This window comes from [Pantoea] beijingensis, assembly GCF_022647505.1.
Classification (GTDB): Bacteria; Pseudomonadota; Gammaproteobacteria; order Enterobacterales; family Enterobacteriaceae; genus Erwinia; species Erwinia beijingensis.
Map to the genome: position 1 here is coordinate 1,672,954 of NZ_CP071409.1, position 17,212 is coordinate 1,690,165.

The window sequence follows — 17,212 nt, forward strand, 5'->3', positions numbered from 1 at the left end:
AGTTAAAATAAACCGTCTTTATAATAAAGGAGGGTTGCCCGTATTTTTATCTGTTCCTGTCATCTCGTACGGCTTGAAAGCCGGGTTTTGAGATTCTTTTTACAGCGCAAATTCTGTGCGCATGACGACGTCATAATTTAACGAAGAATCTGCGGGCAGTTCAGCGGCTTCCGGGACAAAACGTGTAAGTGTGTTGTGTGGGTATTAACGTTAATGATGCTGTAGAGGTGCTGGATCAACCGAAAGTTGCGTTGGCCAGGGCTGAAACAGCAGCCTGGCAGGCTTGCGCCAAAAGCGAACATTCACAAGTTCTGACAGGAATAACGCAGCAAGGTCATTGCTGCGCTATCTTAAGTTCATTTTTAGTCGCTAAAGTGCAACTCAGATCGTTATATGCATACAGAATTAATGCGAAGCTTGCGTCGGTCTGACAACTATTTCATTCACATCGACATTATCCGGTTGCTCAATGACATAGCGTACCGCGCGGCCAATAGCATCGGGCTGCAGTGCAATGGCGCGATAACTTTTCATCGCGTCAGCGGCGGCCGGATCGGTAATGCTTTCGGCCAGTTCACTCTCGACCACGCCTGGATGTACACAGGTTACCCTAAGCTGACTATTTTCCTGACGTAAGCCATCGGAAATAGCACGTACCGCAAACTTCGTGGCACAATAGACCGCTGCGGTCGGTGACACCGTCAGTGCACCCACTGAGGCAATATTAATGATATGCCCTGATGAACGTTCCAGCATCGACGGTAATACCGCGGCAATACCATAGAGCACCCCTTTGATATTCACATCGACCATTTGGTCCCATTCATCCACTTTCAGCGAGGACATCATCGACAGCGGCATGATGCCAGCGTTATTGATTATTACATCTATGCGGCCCCATTTTTCCAATGCGAAAGCAGCAAACTGTTCTACTGAGGCCCGTTGGGTCACGTCCAACTTCTGAATCTCAACTTCTGCACCGTCAAAACGTAACTCCTCTGCCAGCCCGGCTAAACGTTCTTCGCGACGGGCTCCTAAAAGGAGTATTGAATCGGTCTTTGCCAGTTCCCGCGCAATCCCTGCACCAATACCGCTGGATGCGCCGGTAATTAAGATCACTTTTTGAGCCATAAATACTCTCCTGTTTATGTAGTGCTGGCGATCTTACGCTGGCAAGACTATAAAGATAATCCACTCATTACTTAACAGACTGGTAATCGCGGCTAAACAATGACAGTTGATAAAAATGCGCTTGAGGTATTTGTTATCGTGGCGGAGACGCGTAATTTTCGGATAGCTGCCGAGCGCCTGGGAGTGACACGCTCGGCGATTAGCCAGACATTACGTCGACTGGAAGATCGACTGAATATTTCACTGATGCATCGGACAACGCGCAGTATTAACCTGACCGAGGCGGGAAAACGTTTTTATGATGATGTTGCTCCTGCTATTGAACAACTGAATTGTGCAGCGACGGATATCGCTGACCAGGCGAAGGAACCACGTGGGCAGCTACGACTGGCAATATCTTCAATAGCAGAGAGAGTCATTGGTGGGAAGATACTGGCGGATTTTATCTCCGCATACCCGTACGTCGAACTGGAAATTACCATCACCGATGAGGAGTTCGACATCGTGGAACAGGGTTACGATGCTGGTGTGCGGCTTGGCGAGGTTATCGCAAAGGACATGATTGTGGTGCCGGTTTCAACCATGCAGCGGCAGGTGGCGGTGGCATCCCATGCCTATCTTTCCCAGCATGGTATTCCGCAGCATCCGAATGACCTCATCCATCACCGGTGTATTGGTTGGCGAAAATACCCGGGCATTTCACCTTATTGCTGGGAGTTCTCTGATCGGGGACGCGATTTTGAAGTGAACGTCAAACCCCAGCTCACCACTAACGATATGGGGGTGATGATCCGTACCGTGTGTGCAGGAGGTGGGATTAGCTTTGGTATGGAAGAAACCTTTCAGCCTTACATTGCGCGTGGCGAGATGGTGACTTTATTAGATGAATGGTTACCGACGTTTCCGGGTTTTTATCTCTATTTTCCCGGGAGAAAGAACCTGGCACCTAAACTCAGAGCGTTTATTGACCATGTAAGGATGTGACGGTTCGTGTCTATAAATCGCCACACCTCCGGTAGATACCCTGAAGGTTATTATCACTCTTAGAACGCGCAGGTGTGCGGGGACTACCCTAATGCGGTACTCAACGTCCGCTCTTATCTGTCTTTCATAAACCGCAAAAAAGCAAAAAGCCAGCTTAATAAAAATTGAGCTGGCTTCTCTAATCTGGCTCCTCTGACTGGACTCGAACCAGTGACATACGGATTAACAGTCCGCCGTTCTACCGACTGAACTACAGAGGAATTGGTGCTACGAGGCGCATCATAGCGGCTGATGGTCGGCCGATCAAAGGAGAAAATGCAGGAAAGGGTTTATTTGCTGATACTTTAGTCAATCTGGCGAAAAATAAGTCGCCGTATATGCCAGCGATAAAGATAAGCCGGCGTTTGATTGCCTGATGTACGACGGTTTGCGGTGGCGGCGCTTGTTGTATTACAGGCCGGGGGCTTTCCACATGGGCGTGGTTAAATCTCGGTCTACCAAACCAAGCTGTTGCGCATAAATCGCCTGCCAGTTAGCTTTTTGAACCTGGTAGCCGCTATGATTGGCGCTATTCGGATGATATTCCCGTTCCCAGCGGACAAGGGCTTCGCCCGTATCGGCCAGCGTGCGATATATTCCTGCGGCGACGCCCGCTGCAATTGCGCAACCCAGTGCGGTGGCTTCTTTAACGACCGGTACTTTGACGGGTACGCCCGTTACGTCACTGAGAATTTGGCACCACAGTTTGCCCTTTGAACCGCCGCCCGCAAAGACCAGCGACTCCGCACGTACGCCGGAAAAGAGGGCGATTTGATCGAGATTACAGGCCGATACAATTGCCGCATTTTCTTCCAGCGCGCGGAAAAGCGTTGGTTTATTACATTTTTCCGGATCGATCGAGAGGTTAATAAAGGAGGGGGCGGCGTGATACCAATGCTTAAAGTGCATGGCATCGGAGAAAATAGGTGTAATTCCCCAGCAGCCAGCCGGGACTCGCGCGGCCATCTCCTCCAGCAGGGTATAAGCGTCAATCCCCAGCCGCTGCGCTGCGCGTTTTTCCTCATCGCAGAAGGCGTCCCTGAACCAGCGCATGGTGAGTCCCGTAAAAAAGCTGATGGATTCTGCCTGCGCCATGCCGGGGATGACGTGGGGATTGATGCGGATATTCATCGCGGGATCGGTCACCGGTTCCGATAGATTCACGACCTGTTGCCAGAAGGTCCCCCCCAGAACAGCCGTCTGTCCCGGACGCACCAGCCCCAACCCCAGCGAACCAAGCTGAACATCTCCGCCACCCATACCAACCGGTGTTCCTGCTTTTAGTCCACAGGTTTCGGCAGCTCGGGCAGTAATATAGCCGAGCCGTGTTCCCGTTTCAGCCACTGGTGACAGTATATCGGCACGCAGCCCGGCCATATCCAACAATTCCGGGTGCCAGTTGCGTGTTGACAGTGCCAGCATACCCGTCGTCCCTGCATTTGAAGGATCAACGGCCAGTTCGCCACTGAGCATATAGGCCAGCCAGTCACTGATCATGGTGACGGTCGCCGTCTGGCGATAAATTTCAGGACGATGATGGGCCAGCCACAGTAATCGCGGCATGGCGCTGAGTGCCAACGTCTGGCCGGAGCAGGCATAGACTTCGCTTTCAAAATGGAAATCGTGAATTTCTTTTAATTCGGCCACTTCACGGCTGGCGCGGGCATCAACATTCGCACAGGCCCATATGGCTTCACCGCTTTTGTTATACAATACAATACCTTCACGCATTGAACAGGCTGCAACCGCGCGTATTGCGGAAGCAGAGAGCCGAGCCTGCTGCAACGCCTGCTGAATACACCGGCATGTTAACTGCCAGTTTTTATGCAGATCGAATTCCATGGAGCCGGGCACTCCCGCTACGGAAAGGTGTTCCCATTCGGCCTGTCCTGTACCAAGCTGTTCACCATGAAGGTTAAAAATAACGGCACGGATACTGCCCGTACCGGCATCCAACGCCATCAGGCAGGTACGTTCGTCTTCTGTATTCAGGGTAGAGATCATGGTTATCTTCTCTCCTGCCATTGTTGGTCGTTAGCACCACGCTGTTAAAAAAACGTTTATAAAAAATGTAGATCAATTGCCTGATAGATAGATGGGGTTAATTGTGAGGTGGTTGGCAAATCCTTCATCCGATACGCTGAAATGCTATCGCCGAGTCCAAACCGGTGGACGAATTGTGATCAAAGCGCCGGTTTTCTTGTATTGAGCCGACTAGTTTTGTTTGCATCATCACCGTAGGTTCGTCCAGTAACACGGTGAATGTGGTGCTGACGCCGAGTCTGATCATAAGGTGCTGAACAAGGAGCAATAATGGAAGTGACCCTGGTTGAAATTAACGTCAAAGCCGACAAGATAGATGCATTCCTGGAGGCCTTTCGTCACAATCATGTAGGTGCAATTCAGGAGCCCGGAAACCTGCATTTTGATGTACTGCAGGATAAGGATATTCCTACACGGTTTTATATTTATGAAGCCTACTGTGATAAAAATGCCGTATTGGCCCACAAGGAAACGCCTCATTATCAGGCCTGCGTTGCAGCGCTGGAGTCCTTGATGAGCGAGCCAAGAAAGAAAAAGGAATTTACAGCAATATACCCGCAATGATTATTCATCCTTTTTCAGATGAATAACCGCTAAATAATATATTTGGCGGGGTTGCAATACGAGTGAAGTTTATTGAGTTTCCGCACCAGTGCAGATATTGAAATTAAGATGACAATGAAATAAATGCACTCCCACTCTGATAAGTAACTTGAATCAGATAACAATCAGATTTATCTCCCTTTTACCCGCTTCACCGCTGTGGTTCGTGCGCCTGGAACGACCTCGTGGCCCAGTAGTTACTGATATATGATTAAATGTGTGACACTCTCTTCATCGCAATGTGATTATTATGTATGCGCTGTCAATTGAACGCGTGGTAGTGTTATCTGCTGTTGTTTTTTGGTTTTATTATTATATCTCTCTGCTTTTTTCGGGGGTTTTGCCATTATTTTACCTTTTAAAACTAATGAGAAATAATGCGAAGAGTTGTGAAGAAGATAACAAATTAACTTTAAATAACTTAACACAGCGTTTAGTAATTAAAGTTATCAGGAGAGGTGTGTCTGACATGTTATATATCCTGAATGTTCATGTTACAGATGCGCGGCCCTAACGGTCGGGGGCCACGGATGAGCCAAATAACGTAACCAACCATACTGTGACCTGAATCATAGCAGAAATATTACGCGAGCTATTCATCAGCGTGTTTTCCTGTCGATAGCGTGTTTTGTACCTTCCATTCTTTACTTTGTAACAAAGGCAACGTGAAGAATGAAGGCAGCTAAAAATTAAAAGGATAATGTCATGTCTGCACAGAATGAGATCACGATCACGCCGGAATGCCTTGCGGCTTATGGCATCCGGAACGTCAGCGAGATTGTTTATAACCCAAACTACAGTCAGTTGTTCGAAGAAGAAACACATCCGATGCTCAGTGGATACGCGCTGGGACAGGTTACGCGTAGTGGAGCTGTAAATGTCGATACCGGGATTTTTACCGGGCGCTCGCCACGTGACAAATATATCGTTCGGGATGATATTACCCGCGACACGCTGTGGTGGGCTGACCAGGGGACCGGGAAAAATGATAATAAACCCTTGAGTGAGCCAGTCTGGCAGAGCCTGAAAGGGTTGGTCGGCGAGCAGCTTTCCGGTAAACGACTGTTTATTGTTGATGCTTACTGTGGGGCTAATCCGGCCAGCCGCCTGCGCGTGCGTTTTATTACCGAGGTCGCCTGGCAGGCGCATTTCGTGAAAAATATGTTTATCCGCCCGGAAGAACATGAGCTGATTGATTTTACTCCCGATTTTGTGGTGCTGAATGGCTCAAAATGTACTAACCCGAACTGGCAAGAGCAGGGCATGAACTCTGAAAACTTTGTCGCCTTTAACTACACCGAGCGTATGCAGTTGATTGGTGGAACCTGGTACGGCGGTGAGATGAAGAAGGGGATGTTCTCGGTAATGAACTACCTGCTGCCTCAGCAGGGAATCGCGTCAATGCACTGCTCGGCAAACGTCGGTCAAGCGGGAGATGTGGCCGTCTTTTTCGGTTTATCCGGTACCGGGAAAACCACTTTGTCTACCGATCCTAACCGCAGCCTGATCGGCGATGATGAACATGGTTGGGACGATGACGGTGTATTTAACTTCGAAGGTGGCTGCTACGCAAAAACCATCAACCTTTCCGCGCAGGATGAGCCTGAAGTGTTTGCGGCAATTCGTCGCGATGCATTACTGGAAAATGTCAAAGTATTGTCCAACGGCGAAGTGAATTACGCGGACGGCTCGAAAACCGAAAATACACGTGTGTCCTATCCGCTTTATCATATTAAAAATATTGTCCAGCCCGTTTCCCGTGCAGGACACGCTTCTCGCGTGATTTTCCTGACTGCAGATGCGTTTGGCGTGCTGCCACCGGTTTCATGTCTGAGTGATGAACAGGCGCAATACCACTTTCTTTCCGGCTTTACCGCCAAGCTTGCCGGTACTGAACGCGGTGTAACTGAACCTACGCCGACGTTCTCAGCTTGTTTTGGTGCGGCGTTTCTGTCGTTACATCCTACACGCTACGCTGAAGTATTGGTGAAACGCATGCGTGATGCCGGAGCAAAAGCCTACCTGGTTAATACGGGCTGGAATGGTACGGGCAAACGTATGCCGCTCGAACTGACGCGTAAAATTATTAACGCGATTTTAAACGGCGAGTTGGACGATCAACCTACTGGTACACTGCCGATATTCGGTTTGCAGGTCCCTAAACATATTTCGGGTATCGATCCATTGGTGCTGGATCCACGTCGCAGCTACGGCAGCGATAAAGAGTGGCATGACAAGGCCGTGGTACTGGCTGAAAAATTTATTGCGAATTTCTCCCATTATATTGATACGCAGACCGGTGAGTTACTGGTAAGTGCCGGACCGCAAATTCCGGGCTAAGCAGATGTCTAATTGCTGTCGCTGGGCGGCAGCAAAGCACTACTCCTGCAGGTACCCGGTAAGTGACCTGGGGGGGTAGTCTATTGTCAGCATCACGGATATCTTGCTGGCAACCAATACTGACTAATAATTCGTCTGTTTTAAATTCACGAATATCCTGCCAACATCTAGAAACATATCTATTGTTACATCTCCCTTGCTGCTTACGGATACATCCGCATCCGTAATGCACATATGCTTATTGTTCATGCTATCTCTGCGATCTTTTTTTAAGCTGACTTTTACTTTATCTGTCATTCATTAAGCCTTTTCGGAAATATCGCACCCGAATGAGAAGCTACGTCCGTAACACTTTCTATTATACGGTAAATGATGAGAAACTGATTTTGTTTTCCGATGATTAATTTTGTATAAGGATTCACATGTCTCATAAGGATTTGACATATTTAGTTGCAGGATGTCAATCGCATTCTATTCCTTTACCCGCCGAGTTAAGAATAGCGTGGGAAAAAAGTGACGATGCCTGGTGTTTAAAAGATAGAGAAAGAAAAATTGTATTTGTTAATGAAAAGTATTATTCGTTAATTGCCCCGGATAACAGAAAGGGAGAGTCCGCATTTTCCTGCTTCCGCCACTATATTATTTGTCACGACAACCGTGTAATAGATGAGGAGCGAAAAATAGAAGCCTTTGGCGTTCTACCAACTATCGCCACCAGTGAGTTTGCGATGTTTCAGTGTGAAAGAATGCCTTTTTACAACGCAACTGCTCACATGATCGGTATCATGAGTCACGTCACGCCACTGGGTGCTATAACGCCAAATTTTTTTGTTTCCGGGGAGGGTGTCGGGACGTTCAGTACATGCTGCCCGCTGGATATTTTCTCTGAAAGGGAGTGGGTTGTGGCCTTTCTGCTGTTACTCGGTTTATCGGAAAAAGAAGCTGCTGAAAAACTCAATCGTACGCTGAGAACGATAAAGTTTCATAAGAGTAATATTTTGCAGAAAACATACTGTGCTACCACCCGGGAATTTATACAGTTAGCCCGTCGTAATAAATGGCAGTTTGCCATTCCTCATGAGTTTGCTAAACCCTGTTACATTATTAGATAAATAAGAAGGTTGAGGTTTTTTGTGCTAACTCAATAGATTGCCTGTTGATAAGTTTGGATTATGCCTGGTACCTACGTTTAGACCTGTGTGAACTGTACCTTTAGTACAGTTCATTATGCGGTTTACGCGAGTAATCTCTTTTTATCCGCGGGCTAATACCTGCTGATATTCCCAATAACATGGATGAAAAGAGGACATGCGATGCGTTATGAAATAAATCGAGACCTTCCAATATTGATTATTTCAATCAGTGATGGTGATGTTCAGCTTAAAAACTCTTATGAAGCAATAAAGGAAGAACGTATATTAAATGACTATCATTTTATTGATAGCTATACGATAGAAGATGCCTTGGTCACATTGCGAAAAGAGTCCGGTATTCGCTGTGTGATTATTGATGACAATGATTTTCCCGGTCAGGAGGGATGTTCGAAGCAAATCCAGGATATCATTCGCGTTATTCGGAAGAAGAACTATAGCATTCCAATATTTTTATCATCGCGGACTCCGATTTTGGGGCGTTTACCGATGGCGATTATCAGGGAGATACACGAATATATTAATATTAATCAGGATACGCCGGCGTTTATTGCCGGCCGCCTCCATCTTGCAATTCGACAATATACTGAAAATTTATTGCCTCCTTATTTCTCGGCGTTAAAAAGTTACGCAACCGATAGCCCTTATTATTGGGATTGTCCCGGGCATCAGGGCGGCGTTGCCTACCTCAAGCATCCGGTAGGACGTGAGTTTATTAACTTTTTCGGTGAAAATATCATGCGGGCAGATATTGGCATCGCTACCCCGGAAATGGGGGACTGGCTGGAGCATAAAGGAGCACCGGGAGCTTCTGAAAAGCGCGCAGCCGCGCTTTTTGGTGCAGATAAAACCTACTATGTTACCGGTGGATCTTCGCAGTCGAACCAGATCGTCGGACATTCGCTTCCGTTGAAGGAAAAAGTTGTGCTGGTTGACCGGAATTGTCATAAATCCGTTAATCATGAACTGACCATCACGCAGGCTAACCCGGTCTATTTCCAGCCATCACGAAATGGTTTTGGCCTTATCGGACCGATCCCTCCTGAGCAATTTGAAGCGCAATCCATTAGCCAGAAAATTAATGACAGCGTCTTTGCCAGTCAGATGGAAGATCCTCTTCCCGTCTACGCCATTATTACCAACTGTACCTATGACGGGCTCATTTATGATGTCACGGCGATAACTCGTACGTTATCAGATTCGGTACCACGCATTAAATTTGATGAGGCGTGGTATGCGTATGCGAAATTCCATCCACTTTACCGCGGCCGTTTTGCGATGGATGTCCCGACGGATAAAGAAAAGGGACCGACGCTGTACGCCGTACAATCGACGCATAAAATGTTAGCGGCCTTTTCGTCAGCATCAATGATACATATCCGCAACTCACGGCGTGCACCGGTTAATTATGAAAACTTTAATCAGTCGTTCATGATGCACGGCACGACTTCACCGTTCTATCCCATTATTGCTTCCATTGATGTTGCCACTGCGATGATGGAAGGAGAAGCTGGCAAGACGCTACTGGATGAAGCCATCAATGATGCGCTTAATTTTCGTAAAACGATGGTTAATGTTGCGGATAAAGAGAAAGAGGATAACCCCGATGGTTGGTTTTTCGGCGTCTGGCAACCGACCATGTTGCTGCATGAGGGTAAACCCGTGTCATTTACCAGTATCCCAAATTCGATTCTGGCGCGTGATGCCTCCTGTTGGGTGCTGCGGGAAGGTGAATGCTGGCATGGTTTTAATGGTCTGCCGGATGGCTATGCGATGCTGGACCCGATCAAAGTCACCATTACTTGCCCGGGGCTCAATGCGCAGGGAAAAATAAGCACATTTGGTATCCCGGCTCCCGTCGTATCAAAATATTTGGGAACGCAGCGGATTATTCCGGCAAGAAACGGTGATTACAATATCCTCATTTTATTTGCGTTAGGTTCAACGCAGGGGAAATGGAATACGCTGATCGATCTGCTAATGGTATTTAAGCGTCATTATGATGACAATACGCAGCTCTCTTCAGTTTTGCCTGATGTTGCCGCCAGTGCATCGCGCTATCAGAATATGGGCTTAGGTGATTTATGCCGCGCTATCCATCAGGCCAATATTGAACTGGATATTGCCAGGCTCTCTGAATTAGCCTGTACGGCAGAAACGATCCCTGTGTTATCACCCTCCCAGGCTTATGAGCATCTGGTTGCAGATAATACTGAACTGGTTGCGGTCGCTAAGATCCGAAACCGGACGCTGGCCGTGATGATTACCCCTTATCCACCTGGAATTCCCTTAATCATGCCGGGGGAAATTATTACCAGCGAATCTCAGCCTATCGTCGATTACCTTGTTGCATTACAAATCTTTGGACAGCAATTTCCGGGATTTGAGCATGAATTACAAGGCGTTGAAATCGATGAAAAGGGCGGTTACTGGGTGCGCTGTATTAAAGAAGATGCACTGAGAAGAGTTCCCCTCGCCTTCGAAGCATTACCGGCACCTCAATCCTCCTGATTGCTGCGCAGTTTGGCTATTCCCCCTGGGTGCATACCGCACCCAATAAGCGAATTACTATATTGATGGTGGAAAAATACTATGTCATCCACAAATAACATTTCTGTGAAAAAAATGGGGCTGATTGCGCTAACGCTGGTAACAGCCTCAAATATGATGGGGTCTGGGGTTTTTATGTTACCGGCCAATCTGGCAGGCATTGGTGCAATCTCACTGTATGGCTGGATTATAACGATTGTCGGTGTCATTGCACTGGCGCTGGTGTTTGCCAAAAACAGCATGATAACGCCGCAGACGGGCGGCATTATTGCCTATGCCAGTGATGCCTTTGGCCCGTTTATTGGCTTTCAAACGACAATTTGCTATTGGATTAGCGCATGGGTAGGCAACGTAGCGCTGTTGATTGCGGGAGTGGGGTATCTGAGTTACTTCTTTCCTGCGCTTAAAGATCCGATATTTAGTTCAATGACGGCGGTTGTGATTCTATGGGGATTTATTGCGCTGGCTTCATTGGGAGCGAATGTTGCCGGGCGTTCCCAATCTTTTACTGCCAGTTGTATGCTGGTCGTGGTGTTAGGGATCGGTTTTGTTGGATGGTTTTGGTTTGACCCCGCGCTGTTCACGGAGGTCTATAACGGCACTGGCGGTAGCGATACGACGGCTATTTTTTCTGCCGCCTCGCTGGCATTGTGGGGCTTTTTGGGCGTGGAGTCGGCGGTTGTTTCGACTGGACAGGTGGAAAATCCGGAGTCCACCGTGCCAAAAGCAACGGTGATGGGATTACTGATTGCGGCGGTGTGCTATGTCAGCAGTTGCTCGGTGATCATGGGGCTGGTGCCACATAAAGAGTTGATTGGATCATCGGCCCCCTTTGCAGATGCGGCACGCTACATGTTTGGCGGCTTTGCCGGTGAAATTGTTTCTGCACTGAGTATCATCGCCTGTTTTGGCTCAATATCGGGATGGCTTATCCTGCAGTCAGAGGCGCCGAGAGAAGGGGCAAAAGAGGGATTATTTCCCAAATTTTTTGCTGATGTGAATAAAAACGATGTTCCGATGAAAAGTTTGCTTTTTACTGGCGTATTGATGACATTAGTTTTACTGGGTACGGCTTCGCCTAACCTGGCAAAACAGTTCCAGATTATCGTGTTAATGTCGGTATTTGCCTCATTGCTCCCCTATATTTATGCGCTGGTCTCGCTGCCTGTCATTATGGTGGCAAAATCCCTCAATAAAGGGAGGAGCTTTGTGATCTATTGCATCCTGGCCACCATCGGTATTATTTATAGTTTGTTTGCGCTGTTTGGTGCGGGCGCCAGTGCGATGTTCTGGGGAGTACTGATGATGATGCTGACTATTCCTTTATACGCATTTATCGCAGCGGCACGCAGCAAAAAGGGCATTGAGACACTTTATCTTCATCAGAAAGAGAAACAGGGCGAATAGGTTGTTTATCGCCGTATGTTAGCAGCACGGTCCTCCATTGAACGTCACGGTAGCAAGGTGTACTTGGACAATCATCACATCATCATTTGCCTGCCGATGGATGCTAAATGAAATTGTACAATCTGTGCCTTGGCTACTGTGGGCCGTGGCTATATTGTGGTGAGGGGATGCAAACCGTTAGTGAGACGATCGCTGAGAGGTGACGCATTGATTTAGGTCATCGTGCTATCTTTCAGGTTTTGGACTTCTGTGCACTAAATTCGTCGGATTAGATATCTTATTTCATCTTTCTTGTAGGATAATTATTTTGCAAAGACGGACGGCTCAAGCTCAATACTCAAAGTGAATTCGCAAGCGGCGCTTCACTTTGGCTCCGAATGCGTTGAGTCCACTTATAGCCCGGAATAATATCCGGAAAGGAGAGAAATCATGAGTACTGAAATCAATAAACAGGTTGCTCAGACATACTTCGCTGCGCTAGGCCGATATGATATAGACGGTATGAGGGCGTGCATGACCGATGACGCCACTTGGTGGATTGTTCCAGGAACGAGCTTCTCTGGTTTGCACCCTAAAGAGACTTTCCTCAGCTATATTCCTAAATTATTCGACGGCACTGTTGGTCGGCTGGATTTTGAGCCTTTTGAAATAACGGCAGAGGATAATCGTGTCATCATCGTGACGAAAGGCAATTTGCAGTTCAACGATGGGCGCGTTTATGCGAGCAACTACTGCTTTGTGTTGACTTTCCGTGATGGAAAGATCGTCAGCGGCAAAGAGTTCCTTGACCCGATTCACGTCAATGAAATTTTTGGTGGACCAGAGTCCTAAGCTGAGTAAATACGCACTGTTTCTCTGGGGCACCTTGCGGTGAAACCCGGAACAGTTCGAAGCAATATACCGTATGCTGTCCCGGCATGCGGTATTTTTTTAACATTTTCCGCCATTCGGAAAAATTGAAAAAAATCAGCGTGCCCACGATACGCAGCCTTAATTTAACCGTGACCCTCTGTTTTCTAACCGAGCCATTCCCATCCTGTCTCACCACTGGCAGTGGGATATGTCTGTTTCCCGGAACCCGCATCCGCTTTTGACCGCCCTCGCTCAACGCAAGTCGAACGTGATTCACGTCCGGTGACCCTGGCACAGTCTCAAAATTTACGGGTATAATCCCATAAATTTTCCAACGGGTTTAGAAACGAAGATGACAAAACTTACCTTACAAGAGCAACTGCTAAAAGCTGGATTAGTGACGACAAAAAAAATGGCCAAAGTCCAGAGGACGGCTAAAAAGTCACGCGTTCAGGCCCGTGAGGCAAGAGAGGCGGTGGAAGAAAATAAAAAAGCGCAACTTGAGCGTGATAAGCAGCTAAACGAACAGCAAAAGCAAGCTTTTTTATCTAAAGAGTATAAAGCGCAGGTAAAGCAGCTCATTGAAATGAACAGGATCAACATTTCAAAAGGTGATATTGGTTTTAACTTCACTGATCATAATCTAATTAAAAAAATCATTGTGGATAAGACGACCCAGACTCAGTTGATTAGTGGTCGGCTTGCCATTGCTCGTTTGATTATTGATAACAGCGGTGAGAGTGAATACGTTATTATCCCCGCGAGCGTAGCCGATAAAATTTCTCAGCGAGATGCAACCAGCATTGTTTTAAATAGCGCGCTTAGCCAGGAAGAGCAAGATGAGGAAGATCCGTATGCCGATTTTAAAGTACCCGATGACTTGATGTGGTAATGAACGCTTTCCGATGAGATGAAGAGTTATGAGAGTTCCCCAGGGATTTTTCAGTTAACTTAACGAGTTAGTCGGTTTATCAAACGGGAAGGCTCTTGCATAAGGGGCTGCCTGACGGGGTTATCTCCTGGCTTCCCTCTCGCGTTGGTGTTACGCGCGGCTTATGCACTGAGTTATAGACTTTTGCTTTCAGAACGGGCTGGTATTACGGGCACTGAACCACGTTTCACTCGCGGGATGAAAAAAATGTAACTCACTGGCGTGCAGCATTAGCCGTGGTGTGCGTTCGGTAACTGGCTGCAGGCAACCGCCATAAAGATCACAGCCCAAAATGGGGTGACCCAACTGCTGACAATGGATACGAAGTTGATGAGTACGTCCAGTTTCTGGCGTAAGTTGCACCCGAGTTAGTGGCAGCAACGTCCCGTCGTCCCATTTATGATAAAAGCGCTCAACGACCCGATAGTGGGAGCGAGCGGGTTTGCCGTTGATGGCGCAAATCGACATTAACGGAAAACGCATGGGATCTTTTGCAATAGCAGCGTCGATCACTCCTTCGTCTTTGGCCAGATGCCCACAGAGCAGGGCGCTATAAACTTTGATCACTTTACGCTGGCTGAACTGCTGGCAGAGGGCGGCATTTATAGCTTTATTGCGGGCAATCACCATTAGCCCGGAAGTGCCGAAATCAAGACGGTGGACTAATGTGCAGCCGGGGAATATCTGCACCAGTCTGTGATGCACCGAATCGAGATTTTGCGGATTTTTCCCCGAGAGACTGAGTAGTCCGCCAGGTTTATTGATAAGCACCAGGTGATCGTCCTGATAAAGATTCTCGATCTTGTCATGGCAAGGTGGTGCAATAAAGGTATCAATAATCCTGGACATCAGGCTACCCGAATGGAGAATGGGGGCGGATAATAACGAATTTTAAGTCGATTGACGAATCTGTGTGTCGGAGCGAGCAATCACCATCTGTTACGCCGATCATGGTATCCGGCCATTTCGCAATTTTACCGGTTGCCCGAGACATCCAGTTCATTGTCCATCGTCGATGGCATGAAGGCAAAAAGCCCGCTCAGGTTAACCTTGAGCGGGCTTTTTAAATATGGCTCCTCTGACTGGACTCGAACCAGTGACATACGGATTAACAGTCCGCCGTTCTACCGACTGAACTACAGAGGAATCGTTGGAACGGGACGAATAGTAGCGGGCACTACATCGAGTGTCAACAGCAAAAAACACATTAGCTTTCAATTGGCTGCGTTTACATCAATGCGATCGCTTAATGAACAGTTTCACCATCGTCACGTCGTAATTGCCAGCTCTCTACATGCTTTAAGGTATCCTGGCCATAAAATAAGACGAAACGCTGATAAAGTGTTGGGAAACGACCTTGCAGGAGTTCAGGCGCGCTAAAAAAATACTCTGAAAGTACCGCAAAACACTCCGCCGGCTCGCTGGCCGCGTAAGCATCGATAGTGGCGGCATTCTCGCCAACCAGATCGATTTCCTCCTGAATATTCTCCATTGCAGCATGCAAGTCGTGTTCCCAACCGGCCACGTCACGCAGGGGAATCGCAGGAACACCGTTCGCATAACCACTGCCGCGCGAATCAAGTTTGTGAGCAACTTCATGCACGATAAGGTTGAACCCGGAGAGGTCGAAGGAGTCCTGAATATCAAGCCAGTTCAATACGATTGGACCTTGTTGCCAGCTCTGGCCTGATTGCACCATGCGTTCATTATGTACCAGGCCGAAATCATCCTGCCACTCATCATCGACAACAAAAGGTGTTGGGTAGATGAGTACTTCGTTGAAACCATCCAGCCACTCAAGGCCAAGCTTCAGCACGGGCAAGCAAAACAACAATGCAATGCGCGCACAACTTAGCTCGTCCAGTTCAAAATGTTGCAATGGTACCAGACGCTTCTGGCGTAGAAAGCGATCGGCTAACTTGATCAAGGCATGTTTGTCTGCCTCGCTCAGTGCCGAAAAAATAGGAACATTAATTGCCTGTTGCCAGGGTAAGGGCGAAATCTGTTCTTCAGTATTTGCTTTCCACGGCCATTTAATCATTATCGAATTCACTCCTGAATGCCAGCCTGGTCCAGCACCTCCGCTCCATCGCAATGTGCGTAATCGCTTTCTGTCTGAACAGAGTATAGGCGACAGAAGAGGCAAATATATCCGCTACGTTTCAAATTGCCGCGGTTTTCCTTCGCGGGTCCATTACGTTAATCATTACCCGTAGTGGACTCCCGCAGCGTCACCGATCTCCTGCAACCTGAATGATTTAAAATATAGATGCGTGTAGAACACAGTGTGACAGGGGAAATATTTCTTAATCCAACTATTCAATCATTTGTTGTTATGGCCGTCTGTGATTAGTGCCGCAGCACGGCGAAAAATAGCGTGCATGCCACTGTCGCCGGCCAGACTTATACTTTTTCGAAACCAATCACCCAAACCCACGGATTCACCTCCCAACTCGTGCCGCCGTACTGCTGCGTCCAGGCCTTCTTGTAGATATCTTTCGGCATGACCAAATCGCTATTCATGGTGAAGAAATTATTCAGAAAATTAAGGTCGGTCTGTATACCCTCAGCAGCAATGTCGTCATCGGTAATATCCTGGATTTTCTCAACGCGAATATCATTGATGCGCAGATTTATCCGGCTGGCCCAACGTGGCATGTGAATAGCTGTTTGCCAGCCAGCCTGACCGCTATTGTCCTGGCGATCGCCTGACTCATTGTAGTCAGCGCGATACTGGCAATAGCGGCTATGACGAAAGGCCGCCGGAGAGCGCGTGTAGTCAGCCACACTTTCTGTGGGCACGACGGGCCCGCGCCAGGTTTCCCTTACCCAGAGAATATCGCCCAACTGCCCGAAGGGGCATTGATAGCTCAGATTGGACATCTCCAGAAACTGGTGACCTTGCAGGTGATTGTTAATCACGTCAAATCCATAGCAACCTTCGTGATTATCCTGCGCAGGGGTAAATGCCAGGGGCTTCATGATCCGCCGTGTCTGTGTCTGCTGGCCCATTAATAAGTTGCGAACCCGCTGATCGGAAAAGAGAATCGGCTGTTCTTTCATGGAATACCTCATTGTTACTCTCTAAAATGGAAAAAACGGGCGTGGGCGCCTCTTTTTATTCAATGCGACAAATACTACCATCCCTTAATGATAAAGGGGCACGCAATTTGCTAATAAT

The 17,212-nt window shown here is 47.8% G+C and carries 13 protein-coding genes and 2 tRNA genes; 8 read left to right on the forward strand and 7 right to left on the reverse strand.

From position 1 onward, the window contains the following. Positions 1-405 precede the first annotated feature (405 nt). Positions 406-1,131 (reverse strand): SDR family oxidoreductase, encoded by a 726-nt coding sequence (locus J1C60_RS07455; protein WP_128177264.1) that lies wholly within the window; start codon positions 1,129-1,131, stop codon positions 406-408. A 99-nt stretch (positions 1,132-1,230) separates the two neighbouring features. Here J1C60_RS07455 and J1C60_RS07460 point away from each other — a divergent pair, with 99 nt between their 5' ends. Then, entirely contained in the window at positions 1,231-2,115 is an 885-nt protein-coding gene (locus tag J1C60_RS07460; protein ID WP_128177263.1) for a LysR family transcriptional regulator, read from the forward strand. Positions 2,116-2,299: 184 nt separating this feature from the next. Here the strand turns inward: J1C60_RS07460 and J1C60_RS07465 are convergent. Beyond that, positions 2,300-2,375: transfer RNA gene (locus tag J1C60_RS07465), tRNA-Asn, on the reverse strand. A 190-nt stretch (positions 2,376-2,565) separates the two neighbouring features. Beyond that, the gene (gene lsrK, locus J1C60_RS07470; protein ID WP_128177261.1) at positions 2,566-4,158 is read right to left on the reverse strand and encodes an autoinducer-2 kinase; all 1,593 of its coding nucleotides are present in this window, start codon (positions 4,156-4,158) and stop codon (positions 2,566-2,568) included. 309 nt (positions 4,159-4,467) lie between these two features. Here lsrK and lsrG point away from each other — a divergent pair, with 309 nt between their 5' ends. From lsrG to J1C60_RS07505, 7 genes are all read left to right on the forward strand, one after another. Further along, positions 4,468-4,761: a (4S)-4-hydroxy-5-phosphonooxypentane-2,3-dione isomerase gene (gene lsrG / locus J1C60_RS07475; protein ID WP_128177259.1), complete on the forward strand. Its 294-nt coding sequence runs from the start codon at positions 4,468-4,470 to the stop codon at positions 4,759-4,761. Between the two features lie 744 nt (positions 4,762-5,505). Beyond that, on the forward strand, positions 5,506-7,140 hold the full coding sequence (pckA, locus tag J1C60_RS07480; protein WP_128177257.1) for a phosphoenolpyruvate carboxykinase (ATP): 1,635 nt from the start codon (positions 5,506-5,508) through the stop codon (positions 7,138-7,140). 422 nt (positions 7,141-7,562) lie between these two features. Next, positions 7,563-8,252 carry a response regulator transcription factor gene (locus J1C60_RS07485; protein ID WP_128177255.1) on the forward strand — a complete coding sequence of 230 codons (690 nt, stop codon included), beginning with the start codon at positions 7,563-7,565 and terminating at the stop codon, positions 8,250-8,252. Between the two features lie 201 nt (positions 8,253-8,453). Next, on the forward strand, positions 8,454-10,802 hold the full coding sequence (locus J1C60_RS07490; RefSeq protein ID WP_128177253.1) for an Orn/Lys/Arg family decarboxylase: 2,349 nt from the start codon (positions 8,454-8,456) through the stop codon (positions 10,800-10,802). 81 nt (positions 10,803-10,883) lie between these two features. Next, positions 10,884-12,248: an amino acid permease gene (locus J1C60_RS07495; RefSeq protein WP_128177251.1), complete on the forward strand. Its 1,365-nt coding sequence runs from the start codon at positions 10,884-10,886 to the stop codon at positions 12,246-12,248. A 429-nt stretch (positions 12,249-12,677) separates the two neighbouring features. After that, on the forward strand, positions 12,678-13,079 hold the full coding sequence (locus J1C60_RS07500; RefSeq protein ID WP_128177249.1) for a nuclear transport factor 2 family protein: 402 nt from the start codon (positions 12,678-12,680) through the stop codon (positions 13,077-13,079). A 373-nt stretch (positions 13,080-13,452) separates the two neighbouring features. Continuing rightward, complete coding sequence (locus J1C60_RS07505) at positions 13,453-13,992, forward strand: DUF2058 domain-containing protein (RefSeq protein WP_128177247.1); 540 nt, start codon at positions 13,453-13,455, stop codon at positions 13,990-13,992. A 189-nt stretch (positions 13,993-14,181) separates the two neighbouring features. Here J1C60_RS07505 and J1C60_RS07510 read toward each other — a convergent pair whose 3' ends face one another. From J1C60_RS07510 to J1C60_RS07525, 4 genes are all read right to left on the reverse strand, one after another. Then, the gene (locus J1C60_RS07510; protein ID WP_128177245.1) at positions 14,182-14,880 is read right to left on the reverse strand and encodes an RluA family pseudouridine synthase; all 699 of its coding nucleotides are present in this window, start codon (positions 14,878-14,880) and stop codon (positions 14,182-14,184) included. Positions 14,881-15,101: 221 nt separating this feature from the next. Further along, positions 15,102-15,177, reverse strand: a tRNA-Asn gene (locus tag J1C60_RS07515). A 100-nt stretch (positions 15,178-15,277) separates the two neighbouring features. Beyond that, positions 15,278-16,072: a DgsA anti-repressor MtfA gene (gene mtfA / locus J1C60_RS07520; protein ID WP_128175016.1), complete on the reverse strand. Its 795-nt coding sequence runs from the start codon at positions 16,070-16,072 to the stop codon at positions 15,278-15,280. A 362-nt stretch (positions 16,073-16,434) separates the two neighbouring features. Then, positions 16,435-17,094: a hypothetical protein gene (locus J1C60_RS07525; protein ID WP_128175014.1), complete on the reverse strand. Its 660-nt coding sequence runs from the start codon at positions 17,092-17,094 to the stop codon at positions 16,435-16,437. Positions 17,095-17,212: the final 118 nt, after the last annotated feature.